This window comes from Pandoraea commovens (genome assembly GCF_024704525.1).
In the GTDB taxonomy this organism is placed as follows: Bacteria; Pseudomonadota; Gammaproteobacteria; order Burkholderiales; family Burkholderiaceae; genus Pandoraea; species Pandoraea commovens.
On record NZ_CP102780.1, the window covers coordinates 3,119,285 to 3,133,741 of the forward strand.

A 14,457-nucleotide genomic window follows, 5' to 3' on the forward strand; every position below is an offset into this window, starting at 1 on the left:
CTTCAGCGCCCCGTGCGTGCAGGACGTTCAGAACGTGTAGGACGGCGGGCAGATGCCGACGCCGCCAGCGCCTCCTCGAGAAACGCCATCAGTGCTTGCAGACGTGCGGTGCGCCCGCGACGCGTCGGCACCAGCAGCGTGACGGGTGCGCTGTCGAAGTCCCAGTCTGTGAGCACGCGCACGAGACGTCCCGCCGCCACGGCGTCGCGCGTGTCCCACTCGGAACGCAGCACCAACCCCAGCCCCTGCTCCGCCCACTCACGTGCGACGCTGCCGTCGTTGGTGGTATAGGCAGGCACCACGCGCACGCTGTCGCGTGCCACGGCACGCCGAGACGTCGCGGGTGCCGCTTTGGCAGATATCTTCGTGCGACGTCGGAACCGCCACAATGAAGCGTCCTCGTCGTTCTCCCGAATACAGATGCAGCGATGCTGTAGTAGCGCGTGCGGCTCAGTCGGCGTGCCGTGTCGTTGCAGATAGGCGGGACTCGCACACAGCCAGCGGTCGTTCGGCGCAAGCGGTCGGGCAATCCACGACGAATCGCGCACGGCGCCCACATGAATGACGGCGTCCGAGTCGTGCTTGTCCGGCCACGGGGTTTCACGCAGCTCCAGTTGCAGCTTCAGATCCGGATGCAATAGTCCGAAGCGCGCGAGCACCGGGGCCACGTGGTGCCGTCCGTAACCGAATGGGGCAGAAATGCGCAGCGTGCCGGTGAGACGTTTGTCTTCGCGTCGAAACGACTCAGGCAGCGCGTCCAGTTGTGCGAGCAGCGCCGACCCTTCGCGGGCCAGACGCTCGCCTTCGGCCGTCAGGCTGAGCTGACGTGAGGTGCGTGTCGCGAGCGCCAGTCCGAGCAACGCTTCGAGTTTGCGCAGACGGGCGGACAATGCGGGCGGCGTCACATTGAGCATGCGCGCCGCCGCACTCAACGATGCCGACTGCGACAGCGCCTCGATCAGACGCAGGTCTTCGATCTGGATCATTCACCTGGGCTTAATGTTTGATGTGCCGTAATTTAACCACGGCACGCCCTATCCTTCCTACACTGCGTCCAGTCATCTCACGCAAAATCACAACGAAAGAGGCTGTCATGTCCGACATATCCCCCGCCCGCGAGACCGGCTGGCCGCGCGCCGTGCTCTTCGATCTTCTGACCGCGCTGCTCGACTCGTGGACCGTATGGAATCGCGCCGCCGGTAGCGAAACTGCTGGCCGGACGTGGCGCGCCGAGTATTTGCGGCGCACATACGGTTGCGGCGCATACGTGAGCTACGAACAACTGGTGCGTGAGGCGGCGGCGCACGTCGGCCTGCCGCCATCGGCACCTCTCGCACTCGAAGCCGAGTGGCTGACGCTTCCCGCCTGGGATGGCGCGCGCGAGTTGCTTCAGGCGCTTCGCCCGCACTGCAAACTGGGCGTCGTCACGAACTGTTCGAAGTCGCTCGGACATCAGGCAGCCGCGTTGCTCGGCATCGACTGGGATGTCGTCGTGACGTCGGAGGAAGCCGGGTTCTACAAGCCCGACCCGCGCCCGTACCGTCTCGCACTCGATAATCTCGGCGTGGACGCCGGCGATGCAGCCTTCGTCGCCGGTTCCGGTTACGACCTCTTCGGCACGTCGGCCGTTGGCTTGCGCACGTTCTGGCATAACCGTGTCGGCCTGTCCCGTCCTGACGGCGCACCCGCGCCCGACAGCGAAGCGCCTACGCTTGCACCTGCGCTCGACTGGCTTCGCCACTTCCACGCCACCGCCTGAGATTCATCGCCATGACTTCGATCCACAACGTTCCGCTCGCGTCGTTGCAAACGCTGGAAACGCCCGCCGCAGTTATCGACGTGCCGCGCATGCAGCACAACATCCGCCGCATGCAGTCTCGCATGGACGCGCTCGGCGTGCGATTCCGACCGCACGTCAAAACGAGCAAGTGCGTGGAGGTTGCGCATGCGCAGATCGAGGCAGGCGCGTCCGGCATCACGGTGTCCACACTCAAGGAAGCGGCGCGCTTCTTCGACGACGGCGTAACCGACATCCTCTATGCCGTGGGCATGGTGGCGAGCAAGTTGCCAGCCGCGCTGACGTTGCGTCGCCGGGGTTGCGATCTGAAGATCATCACGGACAGCGTGGCATCGGCGCAGGCAATCGTCGCCTTCGGGGCCGAGTACGGCGAGACGTTCGACGTGTGGATCGAGATCGACACGGATGGACACCGCTCGGGCATCCGTCCCGATGAAGACGCGCTGATCGATGTCGCCCACGTGCTGCACGACGGCGGCGCGACGCTAGGCGGGGTCATGACGCACGCCGGATCGAGCTACGACTTCGACACACCCGAAGCGCTCGCCGCCATCGCCGAACAAGAGCGCGCGGGCTGCGTGCTGGCGGCGACGCGGCTGCGCGATGCCGGTCTGCCGTGTCCGGTCGTGAGCGTCGGCTCGACGCCCACCGCGCTCGCCGCCGAACATCTCGAAGGCGTGACGGAAGTCCGCGCAGGGGTGTATGTGTTCTTCGATCTGGTGATGCATAACGTTGGCGTGTGCACGACTGACGAGTTGGCGCTGAGCGTGCTCACGACGGTGATCGGGCATCAGGCGGACAAAGGGTGGGCCATCGTCGACGCTGGCTGGATGGCCATGAGCCGCGACCGGGGCACGCAAAAGCAAAAGCGCGACTTCGGTTACGGGCAGGTGTGCCGAATCGACGGCAGCGTCGTGCCCGGTTACGTGCTGAGCGGTGCGAATCAGGAACACGGCATTCTCTCGCATGAGGGCGAAGCCGACCCGGACATCGTGGCGCGCTTCCCCATCGGCACGCTGCTTCGCATTCTTCCGAATCACGCGTGCGCGACAGGCGCGCAGTTTCCCGAGTACCACGCCATCGATCCGGATCGCGATGTCGCAACGTGGCCGCGTCTGCATGGCTGGTAAGCGTCGGGGCGTGTCTTAAGCACGCTGGCGATGCTTATGCCGCCTCGCGGCATAACGTATCCCGATTTCCTTCGTTCACGGCGGGCCGTGCGCCCGCTACGCTCGCACTTTGCCTGTATGGAGTGCACTCATGAGCGTAGAAATTATCGGGATGATCACGGCAGCGCCGGGGTCCGAAGTCGATCAACCCACGGGCGCAGCCGTCGACCCCACGTTCATTACGCGCATGGCGCAAGCGCATGAGACCGCCGGTTTCGACCGCGCACTCATCGGCTACTTCTCTAACGGCCCGGAAGGCAGTCTCGTCAGCAGTCATGTCGCCGCCGCGACGCAACGGCTGGGCATTCTGCTCGCTTACCGTCCCGGGGTCATTGCAGCGCCGCTTGCGGCGCGTCAACTCGCCACGCTCGATCAGTTTTCACGCGGACGCGTGGCGCTGAACGTCGTCTCCGGCGGCAACGACGCCGACCTGCGTCGTGACGGCGACTTCCTCGATCACGATGCGCGCTACACCCGCACCGACGAATATCTCGACGCCCTCAAGCGCATCTGGACGGCTGACAGTCCGGTCGACTTCGACGGCGAGCACTATCGCTTCGAGCAAGCATCGCCTGCCGTACAGACGTGGCAGAAGCCGCACATTCCGATTTACTTCAGCGGCGCGTCCGACGCCGCCATCGACGTCGCGGCACGCCACGCCGATACGTACATGCTCTGGGGCGAGCCGCTCGACGCCGTCGAGTCGCTAATCAACCGCGTGCGCACCGCAGCCCAACGCCACGGCCGCACGCCGCGCTTCTCGATCTCGTTTCGCCCCATCGTCGCCGACACCGAAGAACAAGCATGGGCCCGGGCCGACGACGTGCTGCGTCAGGTCAAGGCAACGCGCGCGCGGCTTGGCCTTCGTACCGAAGCCCCGGAGAACGTCGGCTCACAGCGTTTGCTGGCCGCCGCCCAGCGCGGTGACGTCGTGGACGAACGTCTGTGGATGGGCGTAGCAAAAGCGACGGACGCGCGCTGGAATTCGACGGCACTCGTCGGGACCGCAGAACAGGTGGCGCAAGCGCTGGGGCGCTATTACGCGCTTGGCGTCGATACATTCCTGATTCGCGGGTTCGACCCGCTCGGAGACACGATCCGCTACGGCGAATCGCTGATTCCCGTTATCCGCCGCCATACCGCGGAACTCGACCGACAGCGCACGCCTCAGGCGGCGTGATTCGCGTCGCGATTACTTTTCCTCGTCCTCTTTTCAATCGTTTTTCATAGGTGTCATGATGTTGCTGCGCTGGATTCGTCGCGCCCGCTTTGCCCTTCCCGCCTTTTCTATTTTCACTTTCACTGCGTTCGGCGTCATGCACGTCGGCGTGGTGAACGCGCAAGGCGTCACGTTGCGTGTCGGGGATCAGAACTACTACAACGTGCGGGCATCGATGGAGGCTTCGGGTGCGCTCGAAGGGGCGAACTATCAGGTCGAATGGAAACACTTCCAGTCGGCAGCGCCGGTGGCCGAAGGACTCAACGCCGGGGCGCTCGACCTCGGCTTCCTCGGCGATTCGGGCTTCCTGTTCCTCGCCGCGAAAGGCGCCCCCGTCAAGCTCATCGCCGTCTCGCGTCAGAACCCCGACACGATTGCATTACTTGTGCCGAAGGATTCGCCCGTCAAATCGATTCAGGATCTCAAGGGAAAGAAGGTCGCCTACTGGCCGGGCGCGTGGAGTCAGCAACTGACGCTGCGCGCGCTGGAGAAAGCCGGGCTTCCGACCGATTACGTCCAGTTCGTCAAGCTGATGCCGGTCGATGCTGCCGTCGCGCTGCCGAATGGCGCTATCGACGCGTTTCCCGTCTGGGAGCCGTATATCTCGCAGCAAGTGGTGCACAACGGTGCGCGTCCGATCATCACCGCGCGCAATCTGATGCCGGGACTGAGTAGCGTTGCCGCGTATGCACCGTCGGTCAGCGCAAAGCACGCGGCGATTGGGGACTTCCTCGCACGGCTGCAAAAGGCGCGTGCGTGGGTGGAGAGCCACAAGGAAGTGTATGCCGATCAATGGGCGAAGAAAGCCGGGCTGGATCGCGACGTCGCACGACACTGGATCGGTCAGGCTGGAATGACGGTCGATGCCGTCGACAAGCAAGCCGTGGCCGACTATCAAGGCACGAGTGATTTCCTGACGCAAACCGGTGCACTGCCGAATCGCTTCGATGTGAGCAAGATCGTCGATACGTCGTTCAATACCGTGCTTGAGGCGAAGGGATCGGCGACGCGTCAAAGCGCGTCGCGATGATCTGAGGTCCGGCATTGCAAGGACTCGGACACAAGCCGCATCGACAGGCGGCTTGGGCTGACTCATGTTCTCGATGTGTTCTGGAATCCGAGCGCCTTCCAGTACGCCTGCTCATCCGCCTTGAAGCGGCTAGGGCCCACGCCGTCGGAACTAATCTGGAACCCCACGGCAGCCGTCCCTTGAACCGCGATCGATAGGTTCGCAGTTACGGGCCTACCGTCCCCCTTGCCGACAGCGCCAGACCAGCGCCGAACGTCCGGCGGATTGTTCCCGTGTCGTGGCGACATCTTCGCCAAGCGGCCGCCCGGCATTCCGGCGGCATGTCCGGCGCCCGGCTGACCAGCGTCGTTCGGATGAAGGTTGGGGTCAAGCGGAGCCGAATAGCCATAGCCCTGATAGGAGGTGTTAGCGTTTTCAGTGGGCGTTGGAGCGTATGCGGGATGGTTCGAAGGGTAGTACGACGGCTGAGACGACGCCTGAGACGATGGCTGATACGACGGGGTGTAGGAGTAGTAAGGTGGGGTGTAGTCGTAGTGAGGCGCTTCGTACGAGTAGTCCACTTGACTGACCTTGAGCAAGCCACTGGCGACGCCATCTTCGGTCGGCGCTTGAGTCTGCGTTTCAGACAAGACTAATGCGAGCGGCTGGACGCCCGTTGACGAGACTGTCGGAGGATTCATGAGGGTTCTCCATCGGTGAGTGGAGATTCCACTCTGGCACCGATAGCGCACACCACTTTGCGTTACCACCCTCTGCCTTTGGTATTTGCGTACCGGACGCGGAAGGAGGCGTCCTCTCCCAACAAAACCTTGAGGCAACCGCTCAAGATCCTCGCTGGCAAGCGATGTACGACGCCCCTGCGTTGACTCAACCGTCCGGCCGACTAGTGCACCGATTTCGGCACGAGATTTGGCGCAGACCCGATCCTGAACCACGCCAGTGGTACATCGCTATAGCTGCGCTTTAGTGCCGCAGCTCCCTGCGCGCCGTGCGCGTGATGCTGCACACACTGCACCTCGCGGCCCGGTGCAAGACCCACCACTCAGCCATCATCACAGGCGGTGCCGTCGCGTGGTCGTCCCTGATAGGCAACTTACTTCTGCGATGCCTGAGCGAGCATCCATTCGCGGAAGGTCCGCAATGCCGAACGTTGTTGCAGGCGCTCCTTCGGATAGCAGAGGTAATGCCCATGACGCGGCACATCCACGCCAGCATCGACGGGCACGACGAGGCGGCCAGCCTGTATCGCCTCGCGCGCCAGAAACTCCGGCACCAGTCCCACACCCATGCCCGCCTCCGCCGCCTGTAGCAGCACCGAGTACTGCTCGAAGCGAGGCCCCGGGCGCTGCGCATGGGGCGCGACGTCGAAGCACGTTGCCCATGTTCCCCACACTTCTTCCGCCTGATTGTGCACGAGCCTCGGTGCGCGAGCCACATCCGTTGCGCTCGCCAGCGGATAACGCGCAACGAACGAAGGCGCACAGACCGGCACGAACCGCCGTCCATCCAGATACTCGCTCACGACACCCTCCCACGAGCCATCGCCATAGCGCACGGCCGCGTCCAGCGTGAAAGGGAAAGCATCGCCATGCGCCAGATGACGGCTGAAACTTAGCGTAACGCCAGGCGTGCTCGCCAGGAAGTCGGGCAAACGGGGGATCAACCATTTGGTGGTGAACGTCGGCACGCTGGCAATCGTCAGCAGATCGCTTTCGCCGCGCGACGTCATCAGTTCCAGCGACGCATTGCCGATCTCGCGAAGCGGCTCCGCCACGCGGTCGTGATAACGACGCCCCGCCTCGGTCAGCACCAGATGACGTCCTTCGCGCACGAACAACGCAGTGCCGACCAGCGTCTCAAGCGCCCCGATCTGCCGACTCACGGCACTCGGCGTCAGGCCCAGCTCACGAGCGGCACGAGAAAAATTCAAGTGTCTCGCGGCGCTGGTGAAGGCGAGCAGTTCTGCGATGTTCGGATAGCAGTGGCGCATCGGGGAATGTCAGGCTGGCGTTGGATTCCGGTCAGAAACAGCGGTTCGCCGTCGATTCCGACGACGCACCAACTGTTCCGTTTTCGCACAGCACGATGCCCGAATCGTGTGTTTTCTTCATGACGATGACATTTCAGACCGTGAAACTCTCGCCCAACGTCGATCCGGCTGTCTCCCCGCCTGCCCTTTTGCAGTAAGGGATTGCAAGACATCCGGCCGACCGATGCGAATTTGTCACCGTATGCCGTTCAGGTTTCCCCGATGTCCGACGTTCACGCCGACCGCCTTGCCCAAACTGTGCCACCCCGGCACAACCCAGCCCCTGCCGACGCAGGTGCCGTGGGGCATGCCGCGCCAAGTGCGAAGACGGGGCTGCTGATCTGGACCGTGCGCGCCGTGGCCGCGCTGTTTCTGATCTATCTCTGCCTGCCCGTGCTGTTACTGCTGATCGGCGCTTTCGGCCAGACGTGGACCAATACCGTATTGCCGACGGGGGTGACGGGGCATTGGTTCACCGATCTGGCGGGCGACCCGTCGTTTCGCCGTGCGTTCTCGACGAGCCTCATCGTCGCGCTGAGCTGCTGTGCGCTGACCGCACTGATCGGTCTGCCGCTGGCGTACTCGCTTCATCACCGCTCGCGCAGCGGCCGCGGCGCGATTGCACGGCTGGTGACGCTGCTGCCGGTGGCGGTGCCCGCCCTCACGCTCGGCTTCGGCTACATCGCCGTCTTCAGCGGCGACACACTGCCGTGGCTCGGCTCGCTCTGGCTGCTCGTGCTGGCGCACGCCGTACTCACGCTGCCCTATCTCACGCAGACGTTGCTTGCCGATCTGCGGCATCTCGACATTGCCAAACTTGAGGATTGCGCGGCCACGCTGGGCGCATCGCCGCTGCGTCAGTTCCTGACGATTGCCGTGCCGAATCTCACGCACAGTCTGGTGGCCGGGCTTGTGATGGTCGCAGCGCTCTCAATCGGCGAATTCCAGATTTCCAATCTCATCGCGGGTTTCCGCTATCGCAACTATCCGGTGGTGTTGCTTCAGGCGTTCTACGGTGCGACCGGCTTCGCCTGCGCGGCCACCGTCGTGCTGCTCGTGCTCGCGCTTGCCGCGACCGGCATGTCGATCGTTGCTGCGTCCCGCCAGAAGGTCAGTTCATGAGCCTCACTCTCGAAAACGTCAGCTTCCGCTACGCAGGCGCGGCCAATGGCCTCGACGACGTCAGCTTGCAAGCGCGTCAGGGCGAATTGCTTGCCGTGATGGGCCGCAGCGGCTCGGGCAAGTCCACCGTACTGCGCCTCGTCGCAGGTCTGCTCGACGGTTATCGCGGACGCATTGCCATCGGCGGTGAAGACGTCGGCGGCGTGCCGGTCTGGCGTCGTCACGTCGGCATGGTGTTCCAGCAGTACGCGCTGTTCCCGCATCTGAGCGTCGTCGATAACGTCGCCTATGGACTTCGGATGCAAGGCGTCAAGGCGGCCGAGCGTCAGCGTGCGGCCTTCGACATGCTCACACGTGTCGGGCTGGCCGAATTCGCAACGCGTCGCCCAACGTCCCTTTCCGGTGGTCAGCAACAGCGCGTGGCACTTGCTCGCGCCCTGGCCATCTCGCCGCGCGTGTTGCTGCTCGACGAACCGCTCGCCGCGCTCGACGCAGGCATCCGTCAACAATTGCGCGACGAAATTCGCGCGCTGCAACAGGCCAGCGGCGCAACCACTTTGATCGTCACGCACGACCGCGACGAGGCGCTGAGCATGGCCGACCGCGTTGCCGTCATCGATAACGGCCGCCTGCTGCAAATCGATACGCCGCAACGCCTGTACGACGCCCCTGCCTGCGCAACGGTGGCGAGCTTTACCGGGTTGTCGACGGTGTTGCCTGCGCGGGTGACGCGTCCCGGCATGGTCGATACCGGCTTCGCCGAGCTGCACGTCGAGACCGGCGCATGGCGGCCGGGGACGGCCGTCTCGCTGCTGGTGCGCCCCGAACACATCCAGTCTGACCCGCCTGTGAGCACCATCAACCGTCTCGGCGGTCATCCGGGCGCGGTGCGCTTCTTCGGCGCGACCTGCCGATTCGATTTCCTGCCCGAAGGCGCAACGACCCCACTGCTCGGCGAGAGTCGCACGCCCGCGTCGTTCGCCATCGCGCTTGACCCCGCGCATCTGCGCGTATTGCCGCCGGCGGGGGCCTGAGATGCCTGCCCTCATGACCGCGCGAGCTGCCCAACATTTCCCGATTCATGTCCAAGACGGAGCTATGTCGATGATCCACCCCGCCTCTTACCTGCGCCCGCGCGCCCTGCCCGCACTGGCGACGCTCGCGACTGCATTTGCACTGCTGTCGGGTGCCGCGGGTTCCGCGTCCGCTCAAACCAGCGCTACCGCGCCGCTGTATCCGGGCGAGACTGAACTGTATGCCAAGGCGGCCGAAGAAGGTCTGGTCGTGTCGTTCGACACCGGCCCGGAGTGGGCCAACTGGAAGGCGCTGTTCGCCGAATTCCGCAAGCGCTATCCGAAGGTCGAGATCACGTACAACGACATCGGCTCCGCCGCGACCGTCACCGCATTGGACAAGTCCCGTCGCCGTCCGCAAGCCGACACGGCTTACTACTTCGCAGGCTCAGCGCTCGACGCCGTCCAGAAGGATGTGGTCGCGCCGTTCAAGCCGATCAACTTCGACACGCTGCCGAAGGTCTTCCGCGACAACGACGGTCGCTGGTTCACCATCCACTCGCTCAATATCGCGTTCCTCGTGAACACCAAGCTGGTTAAGCACGTGCCGCAGTCGTGGGCCGACCTGCTCAAGCCCGAGTACAAGAACTCGGTGGTGTACCTCGATCCGCGCTCGACCGGTCAGGGTCAGGTCGCCGTGTTTGCAGCGGCTTACGCCTTCGGCGGCAACGTCGACAATCCGAAGCCGGGTGCCGAGTTCTTCGGCAAGTTGCGTGATGCAGGCAACGTGATGCGCGTCGAAGGCACCACGCCGTATGCCAAGTTCGTCAAGGGCGAGATCCCGATTCTCATCGGTTACGAGAACGATGGCCTGAAGGCCAAGTACACCGACGGGATGGGCGACGCCGCACAGGTCGTGATTCCGAAGGAAGCCAGCGTCTCGGCACCCTACGCGATCAGCCTCGTGAAGAACGGCCCCAATCCGGAAGCAGCCAAGTTGTGGCTGAACCTCATCATGAGCCCGGTCGGTCAGTCGCTGTTCGCGCAGGGCTATGTGCGACCGGCCGTGCCCGGCACGCCGTTCACTGCCGAGATGCGCGCCCGCATGCCGGACGCCCCGCAGGTGCATCCGCTCGACGTCGCTCGCGCCGCTGCGCAAAAGGCCGAAGTCGATCGTCTGTGGTCGGCCGCCGCGCTCGCCAAGTGAGTTCGCAGACCATGACGTCAGCGCGCGCATCGACCGGCATCGTCGAGCCACCGGATCCCCACGTGTCGCCAGGACCGCAGCGTGTGAAAGACACGCCGCGTGGCTGGGTGCGCCGCTTCGGTGGCCTGCCCGCCGCCGTGGTACTGACACTCGGCTTCGGCCTGCCGCTCGCGTCGCTGGTCGTGGCGGCGTTCGAAGGACATGGTGGAGCGTTTTCCGCCATTGCCCTCGATCCGCTGGTGCGCGATGCCTTCGTCAACTCGCTGGCGCTGGCCGTCGGCGCGGGTACCGTCTCGCTGATCGTCGGCGCGCTGATCGCAGTGACGCTTGCGCGTCAGACGCCGCGCCGTCGTCGAATCTGGCTGGCGGCTATGGGCGTGCCGCTCGCCTTCTCGGGGCTGGTGATTGCGTATGGCTTCATTCTGGCGTTCGGCCGCTCCGGCTTCGTGACGATGACCCTCGCCTCGCTCGGCGCAGATCCGGTGCACCTCGGTGCGCTGATCTACACCGCACCCGGACTCGTCGCCGCCTATGCGTATTACCTGATCCCGCGCGTGGCGCTGATGGTCTATCCGGCCATCGCCAACCTAGATCGCCGCCCCATCGAAGCTGCGCTCACGCTGGGTGCAACGCCGTTGCGCGCGATCGTCGACGTCGCCCTGCGCGAACTGTGGCCCACGCTGGCCGCCGCGTGGTGTCTCGTCACGGCGATTGCGCTCGGGACGTACGGCACGGCGCTGGCGCTCGCCGGTACTCAGATCAACATCCTGCCGTTGCTCATGTTCCTGAAGATGTCGGACGGGCAAACGGATTTCCCTCAGGCTGCCGCGCTGTCGCTCGTGTTGATGGCGGTATGCAGCGGTGTGCTCGCTCTCGGAGAGAGTCTTGTACGGCGTCATCCTCAATGAGTGGTCGGCTGCGGCCCGCCACGCCCTCGATCAACTCGCGGCCCGTCAGGCAGGTCCCTCGCGTCATGTGACGCCCGTCGGTCTCATCGGCCCGCGCGAAGCCTCGCCCGCACAACTCTACGCCGCGCAATGCATCGGCGAAGCGCTGGCGGCGGCCGGTGTCGCGCTGGTATGCGGTGGCAAGGGTGGCGTGATGGAAGCAGCTTCCGCCGGGGCATCGGCCGCTGGCGGCATCGTGATCGGCCTGCTGCCCGAGGAGCATGCGAACGACGCCAATCCGTACCTGAGCGTGGCGCTGCCCACCGGCCTCGGCATCACGCGCAACGCCCTGATCGCGCGTGCCTCGATCTGCCTCGTCGCCGTGGGCGGCGGGCTGGGCACGCTTTCGGAAATCGCGCTCGGCCTTCAGTGGCGCAAACCGGTCTTTACCGTCCTCGACGCCCCGGCAGTACCGGGCACGGAGAGCTTCGACGATATCGACGCATTGGTCGTGGCCGTGGCCACCTGGCTGAGCGTCACCGGACTTCCCGGAGGTGACCACCCCGGAAAGTAACACCGGCAGTTCGATAAAAACCGACCCACACCGGGGAACTGCCGGTGCGTTTTCGTGATGTTCCTGCAATATAAATTTAGGACCACTAATATTATGAAACGTATTCTTCTCGCTGCACTCGGCCTTGGCGGTATGGCCGGCATCATGGCTCCCGTCTACGCTCAGAGCAGCGTGACCTTGTACGGCATCGTCGATGCCGGCGTGGGCTATGCCAGCGGTCAGCGCACGGCCAACTCCAAGGGCGGCGTCGGCGCACCGATCAACTACACGAACGGTTCGGTCTGGGGCTTCGCGAGCGGCACCTGGTCGGGCGACCGTTGGGGCCTGAAGGGTTCGGAAGATCTGGGTGGCGGCAACGCGGCCATCTTCCAGTTGGAAAACGGCTTCAACATCGGTAACGGTACGTCGGGTCAGGGTGGCCGTCAGTTCGGTCGTCAATCGTGGATGGGTCTGCAAAGCGCCACGCTCGGCAAGCTCACGTTCGGCCGTCAGTACGATCCGATCGTCGACTACGTCGGCCCGATCAGCGCCGGTACGTTCGTGACCGGCATGGGTGCACACCCGGGCGATATCGACAACCAGGACAACCAGTCGCGCGTGAACAACTCGGTGAAGTGGGCCAGCCCGAACTACGCCGGCTTCCAGTTCGGCGCGATCTATGGCTTCGGCGGTCAACCCGGCAGCGTGAAGAACCAGAACACGTGGGGCTTCGGCGGTTCGTACGCCACCGGCCCGTTCGCCGTGGCCGTGGGCTACCTGCAGGCAACGAACGCCTACGGCACGTCGTCGAGCACGTGGTCCGGTTCGTATGACGGCACGTTCGCTTCGTCGATCAACGAAGGCTTCGCCTCGGCTGCCAGCCAGCGCATCATCTCGGCCGCCGGTAGCTACACGTTCGGCGCCACGCAGGTCGGTATCCAGTACGGCAATGTGCAGTACACGCCGGGCGCGCTGTCGACGTTCGCCAGCTCCTTCACGTTCAACACGATCGGCACGAGCATCGCTTATCAGTTCACGCCGGCCCTGCGTCTGGCCGCGGCGTACAACTACACGCAAGGCAGCGACGTGAAGGGTTCGGGCGGTCCGAAGTACCACACGGTGAACTTCGCCTCGTACTACGCGCTGTCGAAGCGCACGTCGCTGTACGGTCTGGTCGGCTATCAGAAGGCGTCGGGCAACACGCTCGACACGTTCGGCAACGTTGTCTCGGCGACGGCTTCGGTCGGCGACGTGGGCAACGGCATCTCCTCCGCCACGGCGACGCAGACGTTCGTGCGCGTGGGTGTCCGTCAGACGTTCTAAGCGTCTGAGCGGATCGTAGTGGTAGCACCGTAGTAGAAGTAGGGTCACGTTGGACGGTCCCCCGCCGCCCCACGGCGGGGGGCTCTGGTCTCACCTCGGGGACTTCGCGAGAACCGGATCGACAAGCAACGTTGTGGACATGGTGTGGCGTTGCATGACGGACCGGCTCACCCTTGGGCACGCTTTCGCACCCCCCTCGCACGGCCTTGCCTCAAGCCGTGCCGTGCGCAGGCGTGCCGCTTTTTTTCTCGTCTCCGGCAGGCGATTGGCTTATCCTTCAGGCTTTCCCCACACGCACACTCGTGACCGGAGAGGCCAACAAGGTGCCACGCCAAACTGCTCAGCCCACTGCCGAAACGCTCAACGAACAAGGGCCTGCGCCACGCTACTTGCAGCTCAAGCAGTTCATCTGCCGTCAGATCGACACGGGCGCCTGGCCGCCGCACCACCGCGTGCCATCGGAAAACGAACTGGTCGAACAGTCCGGTGTGAGTCGCATGACGGTCAATCGCGCGTTGCGTGAGCTGACTGCCGAAGGCCGACTCGTGCGCATGCAGGGTGTAGGTACGTTCGTCGCCGAACCGAAGTCGCACTCGCCGCTGCTCGCCGTCAACAACATTGCCGACGAAATCTCCGAGCACGGCCACCGCCATCGCGCCGAAGTGAAACTGCTGCGCGAGGAACTGGCCGGGCCTGAGCGCGCATTGGCGATGGGCTTGCAGGAACGCGAGAAGCTGTTCCATTCGGTCATCGTCCACTATCAGGACAACATTCCGGTACAGATCGAAGACCGCTTCGTCAATCCCGCGCTCGCCCCCAACTATCTCGAACAAGACTTCACCAAGCTCACGCCCAACGCCTACCTGCAGCGCACCTCGCCACTGACGTCGGGCGAGCATGTTGTCGAAGCCGTCACAGCGACGCCGGACGAAGCGCACATGCTGCAAATCCAGCGCACCGAACCCTGCCTGCTGATTCGCCGGAGAACATGGTCGGGCAAGCGTGTCGTCTCTGTCGCCCGTTTGCTGCATCCGGGTTCGCGCCATCGTCTCGAAGGGCGTTTCGGCGACGCCGAGTAATCTCGTCAACAAGTAAGGCCCGACGAAC

At 64.3% G+C, this 14,457-nt stretch carries 14 protein-coding genes; 11 read left to right on the forward strand and 3 right to left on the reverse strand.

The window, feature by feature from the left end; translation table 11 throughout:
• Positions 1–2: 2 nt before the first annotated feature.
• Positions 3–986, reverse strand: a complete 984-nt coding sequence (locus tag NTU39_RS14320; protein WP_257957904.1) for a LysR substrate-binding domain-containing protein — start codon at positions 984–986, stop codon at positions 3–5.
• 107 nt (positions 987–1,093) lie between these two features.
• On the opposite strand from NTU39_RS14320, the gene NTU39_RS14325 reads away from it, so the two are divergent.
• The 4 genes from NTU39_RS14325 (at position 1,094) to NTU39_RS14340 (ending at position 5,216) form a co-directional block, all read left to right on the forward strand.
• Positions 1,094–1,759 carry an HAD family hydrolase gene (locus tag NTU39_RS14325; protein ID WP_257957905.1) on the forward strand — a complete coding sequence of 222 codons (666 nt, stop codon included), beginning with the start codon at positions 1,094–1,096 and terminating at the stop codon, positions 1,757–1,759.
• An 11-nt stretch (positions 1,760–1,770) separates the two neighbouring features.
• Positions 1,771–2,928: a DSD1 family PLP-dependent enzyme gene (locus NTU39_RS14330; protein ID WP_150662731.1), complete on the forward strand. Its 1,158-nt coding sequence runs from the start codon at positions 1,771–1,773 to the stop codon at positions 2,926–2,928.
• A 130-nt stretch (positions 2,929–3,058) separates the two neighbouring features.
• Positions 3,059–4,147 carry an LLM class flavin-dependent oxidoreductase gene (locus NTU39_RS14335; protein WP_217426123.1) on the forward strand — a complete coding sequence of 363 codons (1,089 nt, stop codon included), beginning with the start codon at positions 3,059–3,061 and terminating at the stop codon, positions 4,145–4,147.
• Positions 4,148–4,202: 55 nt separating this feature from the next.
• Positions 4,203–5,216 carry an ABC transporter substrate-binding protein gene (locus NTU39_RS14340; RefSeq protein WP_246184392.1) on the forward strand — a complete coding sequence of 338 codons (1,014 nt, stop codon included), beginning with the start codon at positions 4,203–4,205 and terminating at the stop codon, positions 5,214–5,216.
• Between the two features lie 62 nt (positions 5,217–5,278).
• Here NTU39_RS14340 and NTU39_RS14345 read toward each other — a convergent pair whose 3' ends face one another.
• A complete protein-coding gene (locus tag NTU39_RS14345; RefSeq protein WP_257957906.1) occupies positions 5,279–5,896 on the reverse strand; it encodes a hypothetical protein in 618 nt (205 codons plus the stop codon).
• A gap of 413 nt (positions 5,897–6,309) precedes the next feature.
• Positions 6,310–7,206 (reverse strand): LysR substrate-binding domain-containing protein, encoded by an 897-nt coding sequence (locus NTU39_RS14350; RefSeq protein WP_257957907.1) that lies wholly within the window; start codon positions 7,204–7,206, stop codon positions 6,310–6,312.
• Positions 7,207–7,467: 261 nt separating this feature from the next.
• Here NTU39_RS14350 and NTU39_RS14355 point away from each other — a divergent pair, with 261 nt between their 5' ends.
• The 7 genes from NTU39_RS14355 (at position 7,468) to hutC (ending at position 14,429) form a co-directional block, all read left to right on the forward strand.
• The gene (locus NTU39_RS14355) at positions 7,468–8,367 is read left to right on the forward strand and encodes an ABC transporter permease (protein WP_257957908.1); all 900 of its coding nucleotides are present in this window, start codon (positions 7,468–7,470) and stop codon (positions 8,365–8,367) included.
• On the forward strand, positions 8,364–9,401 hold the full coding sequence (locus NTU39_RS14360; protein ID WP_257957909.1) for an ABC transporter ATP-binding protein: 1,038 nt from the start codon (positions 8,364–8,366) through the stop codon (positions 9,399–9,401). The genes NTU39_RS14355 and NTU39_RS14360 overlap by 4 nt, the downstream gene beginning before the upstream one ends.
• A 70-nt stretch (positions 9,402–9,471) precedes the next feature.
• Positions 9,472–10,587 (forward strand): extracellular solute-binding protein, encoded by a 1,116-nt coding sequence (locus NTU39_RS14365; RefSeq protein ID WP_150662736.1) that lies wholly within the window; start codon positions 9,472–9,474, stop codon positions 10,585–10,587.
• 11 nt (positions 10,588–10,598) lie between these two features.
• Positions 10,599–11,495, forward strand: a complete 897-nt coding sequence (locus tag NTU39_RS14370; protein WP_257957910.1) for an ABC transporter permease — start codon at positions 10,599–10,601, stop codon at positions 11,493–11,495.
• On the forward strand, positions 11,473–12,048 hold the full coding sequence (locus NTU39_RS14375; RefSeq protein ID WP_224791636.1) for a TIGR00725 family protein: 576 nt from the start codon (positions 11,473–11,475) through the stop codon (positions 12,046–12,048). Before NTU39_RS14370 ends, NTU39_RS14375 begins: the two co-directional genes overlap by 23 nt.
• A 93-nt stretch (positions 12,049–12,141) precedes the next feature.
• Positions 12,142–13,350 carry a porin gene (locus NTU39_RS14380; RefSeq protein ID WP_373275309.1) on the forward strand — a complete coding sequence of 403 codons (1,209 nt, stop codon included), beginning with the start codon at positions 12,142–12,144 and terminating at the stop codon, positions 13,348–13,350.
• Positions 13,351–13,673: 323 nt separating this feature from the next.
• On the forward strand, positions 13,674–14,429 hold the full coding sequence (hutC, locus tag NTU39_RS14385) for a histidine utilization transcriptional repressor HutC (protein ID WP_039403138.1): 756 nt from the start codon (positions 13,674–13,676) through the stop codon (positions 14,427–14,429).
• The last annotated feature ends 28 nt before the right edge of the window (positions 14,430–14,457 follow it).

Coding starts and splice junctions, on each gene's coding strand:
- NTU39_RS14340 (WP_246184392.1), top strand. CDS start 4,203: ATGATGTTGCTGCGCTGGATTCGTCGCGCCCGCTTTGCCCTTCCCGCC.
- NTU39_RS14370 (WP_257957910.1), top strand. CDS start 10,599: ATGACGTCAGCGCGCGCATCGACCGGCATCGTCGAGCCACCGGATCCC.
- NTU39_RS14365 (WP_150662736.1), top strand. CDS start 9,472: ATGATCCACCCCGCCTCTTACCTGCGCCCGCGCGCCCTGCCCGCACTG.
- NTU39_RS14345 (WP_257957906.1), bottom strand. CDS start 5,896: ATGAATCCTCCGACAGTCTCGTCAACGGGCGTCCAGCCGCTCGCATTA.
- NTU39_RS14320 (WP_257957904.1), bottom strand. CDS start 986: ATGATCCAGATCGAAGACCTGCGTCTGATCGAGGCGCTGTCGCAGTCG.
- NTU39_RS14355 (WP_257957908.1), top strand. CDS start 7,468: ATGTCCGACGTTCACGCCGACCGCCTTGCCCAAACTGTGCCACCCCGG.
- NTU39_RS14325 (WP_257957905.1), top strand. CDS start 1,094: ATGTCCGACATATCCCCCGCCCGCGAGACCGGCTGGCCGCGCGCCGTG.
- NTU39_RS14350 (WP_257957907.1), bottom strand. CDS start 7,206: ATGCGCCACTGCTATCCGAACATCGCAGAACTGCTCGCCTTCACCAGC.
- NTU39_RS14360 (WP_257957909.1), top strand. CDS start 8,364: ATGAGCCTCACTCTCGAAAACGTCAGCTTCCGCTACGCAGGCGCGGCC.
- NTU39_RS14335 (WP_217426123.1), top strand. CDS start 3,059: ATGAGCGTAGAAATTATCGGGATGATCACGGCAGCGCCGGGGTCCGAA.
- NTU39_RS14380 (WP_373275309.1), top strand. CDS start 12,142: ATGAAACGTATTCTTCTCGCTGCACTCGGCCTTGGCGGTATGGCCGGC.
- NTU39_RS14330 (WP_150662731.1), top strand. CDS start 1,771: ATGACTTCGATCCACAACGTTCCGCTCGCGTCGTTGCAAACGCTGGAA.